Annotated in this window: 14 protein-coding genes and 1 pseudogene; 9 read left to right on the top strand and 6 right to left on the bottom strand. The window is 47.8% G+C overall.

Going from position 1 to position 16,541, the window contains the following annotated elements; genetic code table 11:
- Positions 1–587: 587 nt before the first annotated feature.
- The 4 genes from NK638_RS08815 to NK638_RS08800 all read left to right on the top strand — a co-directional run bounded on the left by NK638_RS08815 (position 588) and on the right by NK638_RS08800 (position 4,817).
- Positions 588–1,640 carry a siderophore ABC transporter substrate-binding protein gene (locus NK638_RS08815; protein WP_274632716.1) on the top strand — a complete coding sequence of 351 codons (1,053 nt, stop codon included), beginning with the start codon at positions 588–590 and terminating at the stop codon, positions 1,638–1,640.
- A 219-nt stretch (positions 1,641–1,859) separates the two neighbouring features.
- The gene (locus NK638_RS08810) at positions 1,860–2,801 is read left to right on the top strand and encodes an ABC transporter permease (RefSeq protein ID WP_105246377.1); all 942 of its coding nucleotides are present in this window, start codon (positions 1,860–1,862) and stop codon (positions 2,799–2,801) included.
- A 122-nt stretch (positions 2,802–2,923) separates the two neighbouring features.
- Positions 2,924–4,015: an iron chelate uptake ABC transporter family permease subunit gene (locus tag NK638_RS08805; RefSeq protein WP_274632715.1), complete on the top strand. Its 1,092-nt coding sequence runs from the start codon at positions 2,924–2,926 to the stop codon at positions 4,013–4,015.
- Positions 4,016–4,055: 40 nt separating this feature from the next.
- Positions 4,056–4,817, top strand: a complete 762-nt coding sequence (locus NK638_RS08800; RefSeq protein WP_075102779.1) for an iron ABC transporter ATP-binding protein — start codon at positions 4,056–4,058, stop codon at positions 4,815–4,817.
- Positions 4,818–4,849: 32 nt separating this feature from the next.
- On the opposite strand, the gene NK638_RS08795 is transcribed toward NK638_RS08800, so the two are convergent.
- Both NK638_RS08795 and NK638_RS08790 read right to left on the bottom strand, forming a co-directional pair.
- Positions 4,850–5,605, bottom strand: a complete 756-nt coding sequence (locus NK638_RS08795) for a siderophore-interacting protein (RefSeq protein WP_274632714.1) — start codon at positions 5,603–5,605, stop codon at positions 4,850–4,852.
- A gap of 159 nt (positions 5,606–5,764) precedes the next feature.
- Positions 5,765–7,834 (bottom strand): TonB-dependent receptor domain-containing protein, encoded by a 2,070-nt coding sequence (locus tag NK638_RS08790; RefSeq protein WP_274632713.1) that lies wholly within the window; start codon positions 7,832–7,834, stop codon positions 5,765–5,767.
- Positions 7,835–8,263: 429 nt separating this feature from the next.
- Between NK638_RS08790 and NK638_RS08785 the strand changes: the two genes are divergently transcribed.
- The 4 genes from NK638_RS08785 (at position 8,264) to NK638_RS08770 (ending at position 11,930) form a co-directional block, all read left to right on the top strand.
- Positions 8,264–8,539: a Trp family transcriptional regulator gene (locus tag NK638_RS08785; RefSeq protein WP_100749829.1), complete on the top strand. Its 276-nt coding sequence runs from the start codon at positions 8,264–8,266 to the stop codon at positions 8,537–8,539.
- Positions 8,540–8,624: 85 nt separating this feature from the next.
- Positions 8,625–10,040 carry an anthranilate synthase component I family protein gene (locus tag NK638_RS08780; protein WP_192995556.1) on the top strand — a complete coding sequence of 472 codons (1,416 nt, stop codon included), beginning with the start codon at positions 8,625–8,627 and terminating at the stop codon, positions 10,038–10,040.
- Between the two features lie 33 nt (positions 10,041–10,073).
- Positions 10,074–10,733 carry an anthranilate synthase component II gene (locus NK638_RS08775; protein WP_274632712.1) on the top strand — a complete coding sequence of 220 codons (660 nt, stop codon included), beginning with the start codon at positions 10,074–10,076 and terminating at the stop codon, positions 10,731–10,733.
- A gap of 249 nt (positions 10,734–10,982) precedes the next feature.
- A complete protein-coding gene (locus tag NK638_RS08770; RefSeq protein WP_274632711.1) occupies positions 10,983–11,930 on the top strand; it encodes a DMT family transporter in 948 nt (315 codons plus the stop codon).
- Positions 11,931–12,052: 122 nt separating this feature from the next.
- Here NK638_RS08770 and NK638_RS08765 read toward each other — a convergent pair whose 3' ends face one another.
- The 4 genes from NK638_RS08765 to NK638_RS08750 form a co-directional block, all read right to left on the bottom strand.
- A complete protein-coding gene (locus NK638_RS08765) occupies positions 12,053–12,796 on the bottom strand; it encodes an amino acid ABC transporter ATP-binding protein (RefSeq protein ID WP_274632710.1) in 744 nt (247 codons plus the stop codon).
- 47 nt (positions 12,797–12,843) lie between these two features.
- On the bottom strand, positions 12,844–13,581 hold the full coding sequence (locus NK638_RS08760) for an amino acid ABC transporter permease (RefSeq protein ID WP_025644029.1): 738 nt from the start codon (positions 13,579–13,581) through the stop codon (positions 12,844–12,846).
- The gene (locus NK638_RS08755; RefSeq protein WP_274632709.1) at positions 13,581–14,294 is read right to left on the bottom strand and encodes an amino acid ABC transporter substrate-binding protein; all 714 of its coding nucleotides are present in this window, start codon (positions 14,292–14,294) and stop codon (positions 13,581–13,583) included. Before NK638_RS08755 ends, NK638_RS08760 begins: the two co-directional genes overlap by 1 nt.
- A 446-nt stretch (positions 14,295–14,740) precedes the next feature.
- On the bottom strand, positions 14,741–15,490 hold the full coding sequence (locus tag NK638_RS08750; RefSeq protein ID WP_274632708.1) for a UTRA domain-containing protein: 750 nt from the start codon (positions 15,488–15,490) through the stop codon (positions 14,741–14,743).
- Between the two features lie 319 nt (positions 15,491–15,809).
- On the opposite strand from NK638_RS08750, the pseudogene NK638_RS08745 reads away from it, so the two are divergent.
- Positions 15,810–16,541 (top strand): annotated as a pseudogene (locus NK638_RS08745) (urocanate hydratase); the annotation flags it as partial.

Raw genomic sequence — 16,541 nt, 5'->3', positions numbered from 1 at the left:
TTCATCGCCACTAGCGCAGCGACAGTCAAGGCATGAAGGCCGACGACGACCACGGCAGCGGCGAGCGTCAGTTTGGGAGATGGCGCGTCTAAAATCGTTGAACTCATAACACTCTAATATTCAGTGACCGAGGTAGAATGATGTAGATGATAGTGCAAACGATAATTATTATCAATAATAAATTGTGTTAATTTTATTAGGCCAAGCCTAAATCAGTCGCACCCGATAAAATAACGTGCTTGTTTTGTTTGTAATTGGCAATACGTTAATAAAAACCATTATCATTTATATTGATAATAAGTCTCAATTAATTTATCATGACCGATTATCTATCCGATAAGACCGCTTGAGTACACTTAACTTACAATATCAACATCAACGAGCGCTTGGATAGTGAATGTACGAATGATAATAATACCGCTGAGCATCGTCTTGCCTATCACCCTATGCGATACATCCTGCAAGACCAGCTCTTTTTTTATATGAGCCGTGTGATGACTGTGATGGTTTTCAGACCGTCGTTGATGTTTTACAAGCTGATTACTTTGTCTCTACACCGCTCACCCAGCTGATTTACCGAGTTATTTATGTCTACTACTGTATTATCCAACCGCCTCTGTAGCACTTTTTTTAAACGTCCCTTATGGACGGCGATGGCCACCGCCCTTGCCGCGACGATCAGCGTGGCAGGCTGCAGCTCTCCTGAGTCCAACGACTCAGAGCCTGCGGACGCTCAGACCGAAAACCCAACCGCTGACCATGCCGAAAACGTCGCCAATAACGATGCTGTCTCGACGCATACCGTTACTGTCGATACCGCCAGAGGGGATATCGATCTGGCAATGAATCCATCGCCATTGGTCGTCTATGACATGACCTTGCTACAGGATTTGGCGGCGCTGGATGTGGCTGTCGATGGGGCGCCAAGTGACCTGCCTTTAGACAACTTGCATTCAGAGACGCAGCCTGATCCTGAAGAGGTGGGTACTCTATTTGAGCCTGATCTTGAGGCCCTAAACGCCATGCAGCCACAAGCGATTTTAGTCGGTTCGCGTATGGCGGAAAAATACGATGAGCTCGCAAACATCGCGCCAACCTTAGATATGACTATCGATACGGCTAATATCTATGAGTCCAGCAAACAGCGCCTGCATGATTTAGGTGCACTATTTGGTAAAAGCGCGGAAGCGGCCAAATTACAAAACGATATCGACAGCCTAATCACAGAGGCCAAAGCTGTCACCAAAGACAGTGGCACCGGTCTGGTGGTGATGGTCAATGGCAATAAAATGTCTGTCTATGGCGCTGACTCACGCTATGGCTTTATTCATAATGTCGTCAATGTGCCGATCGCTGACGATCAAATCAAAGACGGTCGTCATGGTCAGCCGATCTCTTTTGAATATCTACAAAAGACCAACCCTGATTGGCTATTCGTCGTCGATCGTAGCGCCGCTATCGGTGAAGACAGCGTGGGTGCCAAAGCAGTCTTAGACAATCCGCTGGTCGCCCAAACCACCGCGTGGCAAAAAGACCAAGTGGTTTATCTAAGCCCAGATTCTTATCTCGCCTTTGGTGGTTATTATCAGTGGATACAAGATCTGACCACGATAAAAAATGCGTTTGCAAGCGCAAAATAAACGCGGCAACCATACCAGCTATTTTTTGACCTATTATTTAATGAGCCAGTAGCCGTTATGTCGTTATTTTCATCGCGTGCCCAGGCCCGCGCCAATAGTCTTGAGGCCAGTCCCGCTTTGTCCACATCATCACCTTGGCAAAGCGGCAGCAAGCCTCTGAGCCTCACGCGTCGGCATGCGGCCCTACCGCCATGGCTTATCAACACAGCCAGCCTCATCATGATGGGGCTTTTGGTGTTATTAAGTTTGTCCATTGGGGTGGCGGATTTTTCATGGTCTGGTATTTTTCATAGCCTCATCAACCATAGCGCCAACTCAGACAGCTCGCTGATGCTGGTCAGCCGCATACCGCGTACCATTGCCATTATTTTGACCGGTGTCGCCATGGCGGTGGCAGGGATGATCATGCAAGTGGTGCTAAAAAACCGCTTTGTTGAGCCATCAATGGTAGGTGCAACCCAAAGCGCAGCACTGGGATTGCTGGTCGTTAGCCTGCTGTTCCCTGCCAGTGCGCTACTGGTCAAGATGAGTGTCGCCACTGTCTCAGCTGTGTTTGGCATGATGTTATTTATGCTCCTTATCCGCCGCATTCCGCCGACAGATTATTTGATGATTCCGCTCATCGGTATCGTCTTTGGCGGGATCATTGAAGCGGTGACGACCTTTATTGCCTATCAGACCGAGACGTTACAGATGCTCAGTGTTTGGCAATTTGGTGACTTCTCTGGCGTTTTGGCAGGGCGTTATGAGCTGCTATGGCTAACGGGCGCGCTGTGCGTGCTGGCTTATATCATCGCTGATAAGCTAACCATCGTTGGGCTAGGCGATAATATCGCGCTAAACTTAGGCATTAGTAAGCGGCAGGTCACTTGGCTTGGCGTCGGTATGGTGGCGATGATGAGCGCGGTTGTGGTGGTCACAGTCGGGATGATTCCTTTTATTGGCTTGGTAGTACCAAATATCGTCAGCCGACTGATGGGCGATAAGCTGCGCCGTAGCTTGCCAGCTGTCGCGCTACTGGGCGCATCGGCAGTATTGCTCTGCGATATCATCGGGCGCTCTATCCGCTACCCCTTTGAAGTGCCGGTCGCCACGGTGTTTGGTGTGGTCGGCACGGTGCTGTTTTTATGGTTGTTATTGCGCGCGCCTGCTGAGCGATAAGGCGTTTTGTAATAAGGCACCTCATAACAATGTAGCGCATAATAACGCATCTGGCCATCAAGCAGCTGACTCACCACCATCGACCCTTGTTACTATTACAGGTAGCATAGTAGGATTTGCGTATGTTTTCACCGTCTAAGCATGACTCTATAACTGGCCGCTCTACAAAGACTGACTCAGCGAAGCGTCGTTTGAAAAGCAATAATTTAAATAACGAGCACCACGCAGCCCCCTCTAGCCAGAATCGCTTGGCTCAGCTTTGGGCATGGGTCAGCAACCATCCAAAATCGATTGCCGCTGTTATTTTACTGGTCTCGATGACGCTGTTTTTGACGCTCAATGTCAATGGTCATTGGGATTTTGCCCTACCACTACGAGGTAAAAAACTGCTGGCGCTCATGGTGGTCGGCTATGCGATTGGCGTATCGACTCTGCTCTTTCAAACCTTAACACACAATCCTATTTTGACCCCTTCTCTACTGGGCTTTGACTCACTTTATGTTCTGCTGCAAAGCTTATTGGTGTTTTTTTTGGGGACGATGAGCTTTACCAGCATCAATCCTATTGCCAAATTCACCCTTGAGATTGTCCTGATGTTTGGCGCGTCGTTATTATTGTTTCGAGTGCTGTTTTCAAAAAGCAGTCAGGATTTGACGCGGCTGATACTGGTGGGCGTTATCTTTGGGGTGTTGTTTCGCAGCTTATCAGCACTGATTGCGCGGCTGATTAACCCCGATGATTTTGTCGTGGTACAGTCGGCCAGTTACGCGCAGTTTAATACCGTCAACCCACAGCTATTGGGAATTAGCTTCATTATTTGCACCATTAGCGCGCTGTGTATTTGGCGCTGGCGCTATCAATGCGATGTCTTGATGCTCGGTAAGGCGCAAGCAATTAATTTGGGCATTAATTATCAACGCCTCGCATTTGGGCTATTGACGGTCATTGCGGTATTGGTCGCCACCGCCACGGCACTGGTCGGGCCGGTGACTTTTTTTGGCTTGCTAGTCTGCGCTTTGACCAATCGCATCGCACGGCACATGTATCATAGCGAGCGCCTGATATTGGTCAGTTTGGTGGCGATGATTTGTTTAGTCCTCGGTCAGACGCTGTTTGAGCAAGTATTGGGTATGGCGGGAGTGTTATCCGTGGTGATTGAACTGGCGGGCGGCTTGGTGTTTTTACTACTGATATTTATGACCCAGCGGCGTTGATGACATGTCATATTAACCTATATAAAAAATAAGAATTATTATGATTAAACTCGATAATATCTCCCACCATATCGGCAAACAACAAATCCTGCATGACATCAGCTTGTCCTTACCAAGCGCCCAAGTGATTGCCCTAATCGGCCCCAATGGCGCGGGCAAATCCACCTTATTTTCGGTCATGGCAAGGCTACAACCGCTACAGTCTGGGAAGGTGATGTTTGGTGAGCATGATATTGTCAGCTGCCCTGCGCGCACTTTGGCTAAGACGGTGGCGATGCTTGGGCAAGACAACCAAGTGCAAGGTCGCCTGCGCGTGCATGAGCTGCTGATGTTTGGCCGCTACCCGTATCATCAAGGACAGCCAAGCGCACAGGACGAGCAAAAAGTACAAGAAGTGATCGCGCGTTTTGAGCTTGAGCCATTAGCCGAGCGTTTTTTATCGACGCTCTCTGGTGGTCAGCGGCAACGCGTGCTGATTGCGATGATTGTCTGCCAAGACACGCCGTATCTACTGCTCGATGAGCCACTAAACAATCTGGATATGTACCATGCAGGGCGTCTGATGCGTGAGCTGCGCGAGCTTAGCTGCAGTCAGCAAAAAACCGTGGTCATCGTCCTACATGATATCAACCAAGCCGCGCAGTTTGCCGATACTGTGGTCATGATGAAAACTGGCCAAGTGATGGCGGTTGGGCAGCCTGTCGATGTCATCACTAAAGATACCATGAAAGACTTATATAACGTCGATGTGACGGTACTTAACCATCAAGGTCGGCCAGTGATTGTCGATACATTGTTATAGTTATAGTTAAGCAGGACTGTGGCTACGTCACCTTATAACCCTAATGCAGCATCTTCGCGTTTGACGATTTTATGTTCATCTTCATTGCTGTCAAGTTTCCAGTAGCTAGAGATATAAAGATGACTCTTAGCCACTTCTTTTTGTTTGAAGTACTGACGCAGCGCTCGCATACTATTGAACTCGCACGCCGCCCATACTGCCACTTCACCAGCCGGCCAGCCTAGCGTCTTAATACGCTCAAGAATGGGGTAATGACTGCTGCTTGCTTCGGCGTTGATTACCCACTCAAGCGTTATATTCTTCGGCTTTTGTAGCGGCTGGATATCATCCTCACTCAGCACCTCGATGACGGCATAGCCCTCGGCATCCTCGGGCAGCTGTGCTAAGTTTACCGTGATGGCGGGCAGCGCGGTCATGTCTCCCGCCAATAAAAACCAATCCGCCTCGTGATTGATAAGCTTTTTGGGGCCTGGTCCCCCAATCAAAATAGTATCACCGATTTGTGTGGTTTTGGCCCAATGTGAGGCAGGACCTTCAGCGCCTTTGTGATTGAGACCATGCAAGACAAAATCGACATCGATTTCATCGTCACGTTGCTGGATAATGGTATAAGTGCGCATGATGGGCTTTTTTCCTGCCTCCCCTGCAAACATCAGTTTGATATAGGCGCTTTCTTGCTCGATTGGGAAGTCTTGCATGCCCGCTCCACCAAGTGTAATGCGGCGCATGTTTGGGGTGATATCGGCAATGCCTTTTACTTCTAATAATCTTGGATTAGGTTTGGTCATTTTTTATCCTTTTATTATCATTTTAACACTTTGACATGTTTGTGCTTTAATTATGCAATGACTGCGACTCAGACATACTTTATCTTTAGTAGCAATCATAAAAAAGCCAGCTCTCATACAAAGACAGCTGGCTTTTAGATATTACCAATAACAGTTAGATTAGAATTGATAGGTCAAAGAGGTTTTGATATTACGACCCATCTCAAAGTCAGTAGTCGTAGCATCAGCCGTATTTAAGCGTGAAGCGTGGTTAGCATAAGTTTCATCAAATAAGTTATAAACCCCAACGGTGGCTTTTAGACCATCAAACTGACGTGGTGAATAGTTCACATACACATCGTGCACATCATAGCTTGGCTTAGTCTCACCTTGATTATCAGTAATAGATGCTACATAAGTACTGCGCCAGCCTAAATCAACCATATCATTAGCTGCATAATCTAAGTTCACCATGTAGCGATCGCCCGAGTCAGCACCGCTGCCACTCACTGATGGGATACTATTGCCTGTCTTATCGCCTTCGCTACGAGCACGTGAGTAGCTCAGCCCCATACCAAAGTCACGAGTAGTGTAGTTAGCAGCCAGCTCAACACCATCTATTTTATAGTCTTCATCACTGTTGAACATACCTTGACAGTCACCGCCTATCGCGCCGGTCTCACAGTCAATCCCAAATCTACCAGGGCGACTACCTGTACGCATAAACTGCTGATAGTTTTCGATATTGGATCTAAAGTATTTTGCACTCAATTGTAGCGCATCATCAGCAATGGTTAGATCGCGTAGCGTGGTAGCCACACCTACCTCAGAGTTATAGCCTTCTTCTGGCTTGAGATCATTATTGACATAAATACCCTCGCCATTGCTGTTAAAGACAGTTTGGCCTAAATCTGGACCATTAAACAGCTCTGTGTAGCTTGCAAACACTTGCGTACGCGGCGCAATCTCGTAGCTTGCAGCAAACGCGCCAACCACATTGTCATAAGTAGAACCGCCCGCCACAAATTCAGGAGACTCGTAGCGGTCGTAGCGTACACCTGGTGTCAGCGTCAGTTTGCCCATTTGCCATTGGTCTTCTAGATAGACTGAGGTGTTATTGGCATCATCATTCGCAGTTGCAGAACCATCACGTGCCATCTCTGATTCTTTTTCGTAGTGCTCAGCGCCTACGATTAGCTTATGACGACCGTTATTTGTGTCAATAACACTGGTATTTTCAATCTTAACACCTGTGGTTTTTACTTTTGCATCAAAATCAAAGTTGCCTACGTCTTCAGAATCACGCAGAATCTGCGTTTCTGTTTGATAAACGGTGGTATCAACGTCAATGAGTGAGTTTGCTGGATTAAAGTTATGATCGAGCGTATAAGTATCGCGCTTTATTTCTTGTGGGATTACATCAAGACCACGACTGTTAGGAAGACTTGGAAAATCTGGTCGATAAGGGAAAACACCTTCTTTTTCGGTACGGCTGAAGCTTGCACCGACATGATGATCGTCACCAATATACGCGCCTGCTTTTAATAAGATGTTTTCGCTCTCACTGTCCTCATAAAGCTCACGGCCGTCGCCATCTTCGCCAGAGTCGGTATCGCGCTTGCCATAATAAGCCAATAGGTCGATATTGTCTGTTGGCGCACCATACACAGTCGCTGACGTAAGTAGCTCATCATTATTACTGGCATAACCTGCCTTTAGTTTTGCGCCGATCTTTTGACCGGGCTTTAATAAATCTGCAGCATCTACCGTTTCAAACGCGACCGCGCCGCCGATGGCATCGTTACCTAGCGTGACAGAGTTACTACCGACCGCTACCTCAGCTTGTTTTAGCAAGTCAGGATCAAGAGTGACATCGCCCATATGATAAAAGAGGGCACCCTCTTGACGCGCGCCATCGACGGTGACTTTAAGATTGGTATCATCAAGACCACGCACTCTGATACGCTGATTCACCGTTGAGGTGCCACCGACCTCGACTCCAGGTATGACATCCAAAAAATCACTTAAGTGGCTTGCCTGTGCTGCGGGCGTATAGTTGTCGATATAGACTGAGTCTTCTTGTACATTTTCACGTACTGAGGTGTTTGCCGTTACCGTAATCGTTTGTAGCGTAGTACTTGGCATGTCTTCTGCTGCCGCACTAGCCGCCTGCGTCCACAATATGGCTGCCACGCCCATAGATAATACGGTTAATTGATTGGATGAGATTGGTAACTTTACTTCACGCATAACACACTCACTTTGATGACGATCAATATTAAATTTTAGCTGTGACTGTAGCCTGTCCGGCATTTATCAATGCATTGCTATATCGCCACATTGACAAACACCAAAACGCTACAGCATGGCTCACATACGAATAACATTATGAATATTAATGATAATTGTTAGCATTTAAATAATGACGGGCATCATAACCAAGTATTAACAATTTGGCAATAATGAATGTGAGAAATTAAGCGTTTTAATGATAATTTGTAAAGGCCGTCGAAAAACCTAAGGGAGGAGGATGTCGGTTGACGTATCAACATCATAAACCAATATCATAAAAAGATAGGCGGATACCTTGTTTTTCTTGTACTACTGTACTAGAATGCTGAAACAAGAGCCATTGTTCTGTTATTTATTATCTGACTGATTATTATAAGACGACATATTATGAGTACCAACCCTTATCACAGCTTATTACAGCATTTGGCAAACTGTCCTGATAGTGCAGATATCGAGGCGTTGTTTCGCGCGCTGCTGACAGAAAAAGAGCAGCAAGAGATTGCCAATCGTATACGCATCTTTGATTTGCTGGCGCGCGGCGTAACCCAGCGTGAGATATCTGAGCAATTAGGGGTTGGTATCGCCACTGTTTCGCGCGGCGCCAAAGCGATGCAGGCGCATGACGTCAGCGCTTTATTGGCGACGCATAGAGAAAATGCGTAAGCGATTAGCCATTATATCAATTCTGCTTAGTATTAAATCTGCCTATCTCTATCTGACACCTATCTAACTCACTTTGGACATCACTATGACACCTACCCTACAGCACAATCCGCCTGCGGCGATTGAGATTCCCAGCAAACCGAAACGCATCAAACTTACCCAAGATATCGATTTTTTTGCGTTATTTAAACGTATTGAGCGTGCTTTTGAGACCTGCTATCTGCTTGAATCACTGGGCGAAGATGGGCATATGGCGCGCCACCATGCCATTGGTTTTGACCCTGTGATGACCATTGCCGCTATTGACCGCACGACTTTGGCAATTACTGATAATCAAACCGCCAAAACCCAGCACTATCAAACGGACAACCCTTATGAGCTTCTACGCAGCATCACCCCGCAGCACGTCATCGCTCGTGATCAGACAGGCGGACTGGTCGGCTACTTAGGTTATGACAGTGTCAATTTTTTTGAGCCAAGTCTCAATGCAAAGGCAAGCGACGATTTTGAACCCTTTAAATTTGGCGTCTATCTCGATGGCCTAACGCTTGATAAGATGACCGGTGAGATTTTTTATTTTTATTACCCGACTGCTCAGCAAGACAATCGTATCGAGCAAATAAAAGCCTTACTTGAGGAGCCAACGCCTAGCTATGAGCCGCCCTCGGTTGAGTTTTTGGCTGATGGCATGAGCCAAGATGAGCATGCGCGCGCCGTCATGCAAGTCAAAGAAGACATCATCTCTGGGCGTATCTTTCAGTGCGAGGTGGGTTTTAAATCCAAATATCGTATCGCCGGTGATAAGATGCCGATTTATGAAAAGCTGCGGGCGGTCAACCCGTCACCGCATATGTACTTTATGAAATTTGCTGAGCAGTGCATCATTGGTGCCTCCCCCGAGCTGCTGTTTCGCTTGCGACAAGGTGAGATGGAAACCTATCCACTGGCTGGCACCGCCAAACGCGGCGTCGATGTCGCAGAAGACCGTCAGCTTGCCCGCGCGTTGCTAAATGATGCCAAAGAGATCGCCGAGCACAATATGTTGGTCGACTTGCACCGTAACGATATCGGCCGTGTCGCGCGCTTTGGTACGGTAAAGGTGCGCAGCCTGATGGACATCAAACGCTTCTCACATGTGCAGCACATTTCCTCTGAAATCGTTGGGATTTTGCACCCTGATGAAGATATGTTTAGCGCGCTTGCCAGCAACTTCCCTGCCGGTACTTTATCAGGTGCGCCAAAAGTCGAGGCAATCAAAGTCATCAACGAGCTAGAGCCTGATGGCCGCGGTGCGTATGGCGGCGCGCTTGGCTCGTTTAATTTTAATGGCGATTGTATTTTTGCCATTCCTATTCGTAGTCTATTTATCAATGGTGAGTCCGCCTACGCGCAAACCTGCGGCGGCAATGTCTACGACTCCAACCCTGCTGATGAATACTTAGAAATCCAGCGTAAGCTCTCTGCCATGAAAGTTGTGTTAGACAGCTTTATGACCGCCTAAACCCCTCTCTACTTCAGCAAAGAGTGATGACTTATGAATGTTTTGATTATCGACAACTACGACTCGTTTACCTTTAACTTATATCAATATATCGGCGAGATCTTGCAAACCATGGAGGATGATAAAGACGGCGCTAGCGCTGCAAACGTCATCGTCAAACGCAACAACGAGATCACCTTGGCTGACGTACAAGCGATGAATCTGGACCGCATTATCATCTCACCTGGCCCAGGCGCACCTGATGATCCTTCTTACTTTGGTATTTGTGCAGAAGTCATCAAAATCATGGGAAAAACCACGCCGATATTGGGCGTCTGCCTAGGCATGCAGGGTATCGCCCACGTATTCGGCGGCGATGTGATACGAGCTCGCGTACCGATGCATGGCAAAGTCTCTGCCATTCGCCATGACGATGCAGGTGTTTATCAAGGCTTGCCGCAAGAAGTAGAAATCATGCGCTATCACTCGCTTATGGTAAAGGCGGATACGCTACCTGACTGCTTAATCCTCACTGCTGTCGTTGCCAATGATGCCCATCATCACTTGAGCCTGACAGAGGCGGCGCTCGCAGGCGATGAGATAATGGGACTTGCCCACACCGACTATCCGATTCAGGGCGTGCAATTTCATCCAGAGTCATTTGCCACAGAAGGTGCCAAACGCTTGCTAAGCAATTTTTTACTGCAAGTTTAAATCATGCAGCCCAAGTAAATCGACTTTTAAGTTTAATGGACTTGTGTTAGTCCTTCATTAACGCTTTAATGTTAGACTGAAAACAACAAACAAAAGGCAGCCTTTAACAAGGTTGTCTTTTGTTATTTCAGCATAGTAATGAGTGATGAGCAATAGGCAACGAGCACCAAGTCAAAAAAAAGCGCCATTAGCTTAAAGACTGATACAGCTTGTTGTTTGAATTTTCTAGAAAATAAAATAGAGAGCGATATGGCACACACCGAGAGCGCGATGACAGCGCGGCAGTCATGGATAGGCACCATTCAAATCATTAGCGCTGCGGTCTGTTGGGGCACGCTTGGGATATTCTCAACCTATCTGAACCAATTAGGCTTTAGTGGCTGGCAGGTGACTATCTTGCGTATCGTGACCGCGGCGTTAATTGTTCTTTTTATGCTGCCCAAACTCTACCCGCAGCTGCTCAAGCTTAGCGCCAAACAATGGGGCGGCTTGGCATTGCAATCGTTGATTGGCGTACTGGGTATGTCGCTATGTTATTTTTTTGCCGTCATCTATGTCGGCGCTGGCCCTGCGGTTGCTTTGCTATATACCGCACCAGTGTTTAGCCTGCTGTTTTCTGCGGTGTTATTGCAGGAGCCTATCACTCGTCAGTCAGCGCTACTTGCCTTAGTTGCAGTATTTGGGGTAGGTCTGACGATGGCAGGAGATGGCGCGCAAGTCAACTGGGGTATAGGGTTGGGGCTATTAGCAGGGGTGTGTTATTCGTTATATGGTGTGCTTGGCAAACGCGCTATGCACTACGCGCATCCGGCTCCCTTAGTGTTTTTTACCTCCATCGTGATTAGCGCCAGCGTACTGTTATTATTACCTGAGACGTATCATACTTATAGCAAGTTATTGAGCTTGCCTGTACTGAGCTTAGGCTACGCATTAGGGCTCGCACTGATTGGTACGGTCGTGCCGTTTGCCTTATATATGAAAGCGCTAGAAAAACTACCCGCTTCTCGCGCTTCGGTGTTTACTATTTTCGAGCCGCTGACTGCTATTGCCTTAGCGATTTTATTATTGAACCAGTCGCTTAGCCTTGTTCAGTATTTAGGCGTCATGCTTATCTTACTCGCCGCGCTATTTAATGCGCTACTTAACGGTACTACTACTCGAGTGCCACGCTGGCTGCGACGACGGCAAAAAGTCTAGTATTTATTAATCGTTATCAAAAAAGCCCCAACCATGACACCACAGTTGGAGCTTTATTTTGCTTAAAATTAAAGGTTGGTGCTATAGAGATTTGATAGATGATTTGAATGGCTGTAAATCTATTATTGTTCAATACGCTGCAAAAACGCTTGGGTACGCGGGTGAGTGGATAGCTCAAACATCTGCTGAGCGCTGCCCTCCTCAACCACATGGCCATCCTCAATTAACACCACATGATCGGCGACATCGCGTGCAAAGCTGATTTCATGCGTGACCACAACCATCGTCCAGCCCTCACTTGCCAGCTGCTTCATGGTCTCAAGCACATCTTGTACCAGCTCTGGATCAAGCGCTGAGGTTGGCTCATCGAATAATAACAGCGACGGCTCAATGGCCAAAGCGCGGGCAATGCCGATGCGCTGCTGCTGACCACCCGAGAGCTGAAATGGATACAGATCGGCTTTGTCTGCCAAGCCCACCTTATCAAGCAAGGCCAGCGCCTGCGTACGCGCTTGGGCTTTGCTTTGCCCTTGTACCACCGTCGGCCCAAGCATTAGGTTCTCTATCGCTGTTTTATGCGGAAACAAATTATAAGACTGAAACACCATGCCAGACTTACGCTGCAGGGCCAATAGCTTTTTTTTATTTGGCTTAGCGCTAAAATCTACACTTAAGCTATTATCATCAAAAGCGATCACCCCCTGGTCAGGAATCTCCAGCGCATTAATACAGCGTAAAAAAGTAGTTTTGCCTGATCCTGATGGCCCTAATATCACCACCACCTTACCTTTATCAATGCTCAAATCTATGCCCTTTAGCACTTGATTGGTACCAAAAGCTTTGTGGATGTTCGTGATTTGAATCATAAAGACGTTTCCGTTTACAAATGAAAAGCTAGCAGTTAATGGTTAAGCTATTTTGCCACATAACGATCGAGTCTGGTCTCAAGCTTGCCTTGGATAAAGGTCAAAAACAAACAAATGGCCCAATAAATAAAAGCCGCTTCGGTATAGACCAGCATAAACTCATAATTACGCGCGGTGATGATCTGCGCTTGTTTAAAGAGCTCAGTGACCAATACCAGCGATGCCAATGACGTATCCTTGACCAGACTGATAAAGGTATTGGACAACGGCGGTACCGATACCCGTAACGCTTGCGGCAAAATCACGTGGCGAAAAGTCTGCAGATACGTCAAACCGACCGTCGAGCCTGCTTCCCACTGGCCTTTTGGAATCGACAAAATCGAGGCACGTACCGTCTCTGAGGCATAAGCACCGATATTGAGCGAAAAGGCAATAATCGCTGAAGGAAACGGGTCGAGCTTGACGCCGACGCTTGGCAGGCCATAAAAGATAATAAACAATTGCACCAGCATCGGTGTCCCGCGAATCGCCGAGACATAGATACGGGCCAGACGGTAGACAATCTCATGCAGCCAGCCGGTACGTGGCACGATACGAATCAGCGCCACGACCAGCGCAATCATCATACCGATGGCAAACGAAATCAGTGCCAGCGGTATCGAATAGTAGATACCGCCTTTGAGCATCGGCCAAAACGAGTCGATGACGATTTGCGCCCGATCAGGACTCATAAAGGGCAGTAGTGCCAATAAATCGGTTAACGCTGAGGTAAGAGACGCTAGCATTATTTTTGTTGACTTATATCAGCACCAAAGAATTCTTCGCTAAGCTCGGTCAGCGTGCCGTCGGCATGCAGCTCGCTCATGGCTTCATTTAACTTCGTCACGACAGCATCATTGCCTTTTAATAGTACCAAACCTGAACCGCGCTGCTCGTCGGCCGGAGCAACCAGCTTGATCTCAAGGCCACTATCTGGGAATTTTTTTAGATAATCAAGTACGGCCAAATTGTCATTCATGGTAAAGTCAGCGCGGCCTTGCTTGACCAACTGAATCGCTTGCGCCATACCATCGACAGGGACGATTTCGGCTTGATAGCGTTCGGCCAGCTCACCATAGTTACTGCTTAACGACTGGGCGCTACGTAGACCTTTGAGGTTTTCCCACGAGCCATAACGATTGTCGTCGGTGGGCGCTAGTACCACAGCGCCAGACCAGCTATAAGGCTGCGCGAGGTCGTACTTTGCTTGGCGCTCAGGCGTCGTTAGGCTGACTTGGTTGGCCACCATATCAAAACGCTTCGAGTCTAACCCTGCGAGCATCGCATCCCACTGGGTTTCTTTAAACTCAACATCGACGCCGAGCTTATCCGCCACCGCACGGGTGACTTCGACATCGTAGCCGGTCAGCTTGCCGCTTTCATCGTGATAGGTAAACGGCGGATAGGTACCCTCAGTACCCACATTGATCGTGCCGCCATCGTTGATGCGTTGCAGCATATCAGAGCCACCGCTCGCGGCGTTATCAGTCGCATTGCTGTCGGCGTCCGAGGGCTAAAAGAGTACGACGTTTCATAAGGCGTCCTTATAAGATGAATGAATAAGTCTAAAAGTGTCTAGCAAAAGTATAGGGTGCCATGCTGTATGCAAAAGCTGTATAAGAAAACAGTATGATAAAACCATGCAGGCAAACACCTTTACAAACAAATCGTATTTGGACAGTGTCCGCACAGCGCGCATCGGCTTTAGCTGCCCGATTTGAGGATTGCAGATAAATTTTTCAATACTGTGGTGGCTACTTTCTGCATTTTCTTATCACAGCCTGTCCCTATCTTTCAAACAAAGGGTTTTCAAACACAAAAGCTCAATTGTTTCTATACTAGCGCACTTAGGTAAGAATAAACGTACAAAAACAGTGAGCAACAGCCAGCTCTGTCCGTTTATGGTCACAGCTCGCCTGAGAACTGATAGCGCTCCCCTGCGTGCCACATTTTGACAAAGGTCAACACCTTCCCTGCTGAATATGTCTGACGGCTCAGCACCAATGTGGGAGACTGCGGGGCAATCTGTAGCAGCGCGGCGATCTCATCTGGTGCTGCTAGCGCCTGAATGGTATAGCTACCGCGCTCCAGTGGACTTTTGGCAATCAAGTACTCACTGGTGTTGATAATGCTAAAGTCTTGCTCGATAAACTCAGGCAGTTTTTGTGCATCGACCCAGCGCTCTTCAAACTGTATGGGCTGAGCATCCGCAAAATGAATGATTTTTACTTCGTATAAGACCGCCGCACTACTATCCGCCGCGCTCCTCTCGCCTGTGGTTGCCGCACTGTCGATAGCAAACTTACGGCGCAGCTCATCATCTAGCATACTTGCGGTGATCACACGTTTGCTCACCACCTGCGCTTGATAATCGCGGTTAGCTGACTTTAAGTCTTGCGCGATATTGCGCACCTCTACAAAGGTATGATTAAACTGCTGCTGGGCGACAAAGGTCCCAGAGCCTTGCCGGCGCTCTAATACTCGCTCCTCGCTCAGCTCTTTTAGCGCGCGGTTGACCGTCATGCGCGATACACCAAACTCCTCAGCCAGCGCCATCTCTGTAGAGATGGCCTCACCTGCTTGCCACTTCCCTGAGTGAATATTATCCAAGATTGCGTTTTTGATCCGCTGATAAGCGGGAACTTGTTTTGTCATGTCCGTGTTTTACCGTCAGTTTTAGCAAAATAATAGCTTCATAATACCATGACCATCCGTCGCCGCGGCAGCCCTCATCCATTCATCACTACCTGCGTTGGATCACCGACCACATAAGACAAAGAAAAGCCGTCACCAAAACAGACGTACGTCAAAGACCTTACCCCATACAAAAAAAATGCTTGCATGAAAAATAAATCTTTGATAATTTGTATATACAACTTATTAGGTACTTTCAATATTATCGCTAAATGCCGCGCAAATAGACCACGTAAACACGCGGCGTAAATAAGCAATGCACATTCAAAAGGATCTGTTCATGACTACTGCCAAGGAAACCACCACAAACAACACCCTTAAGGCAAACACCTTTACCCGCCGTGATGACAGCCGTGAAATCGCTGCGCCCACTGGCAGTACGCTACATTGCAAGAGCTGGCTGACCGAAGCGCCTTATCGTATGATTCAAAATAATCTACATCCTGACGTGGCCGAAAACCCAAAGAGCCTAGTCGTCTATGGCGGGATTGGCCGCGCTGCCCGCAATTGGGAGAGCTATGATCAAATCCTCGCCTCTCTCAAAGAGTTAGAAGACGATGAGACCTTACTCGTACAATCTGGCAAACCCGTTGGCGTCTTTCAAACTCATGAAAACGCACCGCGCGTGCTCATTGCCAACTCTAACCTGGTCCCGCGCTGGGCAACGTGGGAGCATTTTAACGAGCTGGATCGTAAAGACTTGTTTATGTATGGGCAAATGACCGCTGGGAGCTGGATTTATATCGGCACCCAAGGCATCGTCCAAGGCACTTATGAGACCTTTGTCGAGGCAGGCCGCCAGCATTATGATGGCGATTGGAGCGGACGCTGGATATTGACCGCTGGTCTTGGCGGTATGGGCGGCGCGCAGCCATTGGCCGCAAGCTTTGCTGGTGCGACCTCTTTAAACATCGAATGTCAGCAATCCAGCATCGATTTTCGTTTGCGCACCGGTTACGTCGATAAGCAAGCGGACGATCTCGATCATGCTTATGAGCTGATCAAGCAGCAC

Origin of the sequence: Psychrobacter sp. A3, from assembly GCF_028823565.1 — a bacterium.
Lineage (GTDB): Bacteria > Pseudomonadota > Gammaproteobacteria > Pseudomonadales > Moraxellaceae > Psychrobacter > Psychrobacter celer.
Note: the sequence above shows the minus strand (reverse complement) of the source record. Positions and strands in the feature narration are given on the sequence as shown.

What these genes read in the sequence shown, in the direction of transcription:
- NK638_RS08815 (WP_274632716.1), top strand. Translation starts at nt 588, where the DNA reads ATGTCTACTACTGTATTATCCAACCGCCTCTGTAGCACTTTTTTTAAA.
- NK638_RS08810 (WP_105246377.1), top strand. Translation starts at nt 1,860, where the DNA reads ATGATGGGGCTTTTGGTGTTATTAAGTTTGTCCATTGGGGTGGCGGAT.
- NK638_RS08805 (WP_274632715.1), top strand. Translation starts at nt 2,924, where the DNA reads ATGTTTTCACCGTCTAAGCATGACTCTATAACTGGCCGCTCTACAAAG.
- NK638_RS08800 (WP_075102779.1), top strand. Translation starts at nt 4,056, where the DNA reads ATGATTAAACTCGATAATATCTCCCACCATATCGGCAAACAACAAATC.
- NK638_RS08795 (WP_274632714.1), bottom strand. Translation starts at nt 5,605, where the DNA reads ATGACCAAACCTAATCCAAGATTATTAGAAGTAAAAGGCATTGCCGAT.
- NK638_RS08790 (WP_274632713.1), bottom strand. Translation starts at nt 7,834, where the DNA reads ATGCGTGAAGTAAAGTTACCAATCTCATCCAATCAATTAACCGTATTA.
- NK638_RS08785 (WP_100749829.1), top strand. Translation starts at nt 8,264, where the DNA reads ATGAGTACCAACCCTTATCACAGCTTATTACAGCATTTGGCAAACTGT.
- NK638_RS08780 (WP_192995556.1), top strand. Translation starts at nt 8,625, where the DNA reads ATGACACCTACCCTACAGCACAATCCGCCTGCGGCGATTGAGATTCCC.
- NK638_RS08775 (WP_274632712.1), top strand. Translation starts at nt 10,074, where the DNA reads ATGAATGTTTTGATTATCGACAACTACGACTCGTTTACCTTTAACTTA.
- NK638_RS08770 (WP_274632711.1), top strand. Translation starts at nt 10,983, where the DNA reads ATGGCACACACCGAGAGCGCGATGACAGCGCGGCAGTCATGGATAGGC.
- NK638_RS08765 (WP_274632710.1), bottom strand. Translation starts at nt 12,796, where the DNA reads ATGATTCAAATCACGAACATCCACAAAGCTTTTGGTACCAATCAAGTG.
- NK638_RS08760 (WP_025644029.1), bottom strand. Translation starts at nt 13,581, where the DNA reads ATGCTAGCGTCTCTTACCTCAGCGTTAACCGATTTATTGGCACTACTG.
- NK638_RS08755 (WP_274632709.1), bottom strand. Translation starts at nt 14,294, where the DNA reads ATGCTGCAACGCATCAACGATGGCGGCACGATCAATGTGGGTACTGAG.
- NK638_RS08750 (WP_274632708.1), bottom strand. Translation starts at nt 15,490, where the DNA reads ATGACAAAACAAGTTCCCGCTTATCAGCGGATCAAAAACGCAATCTTG.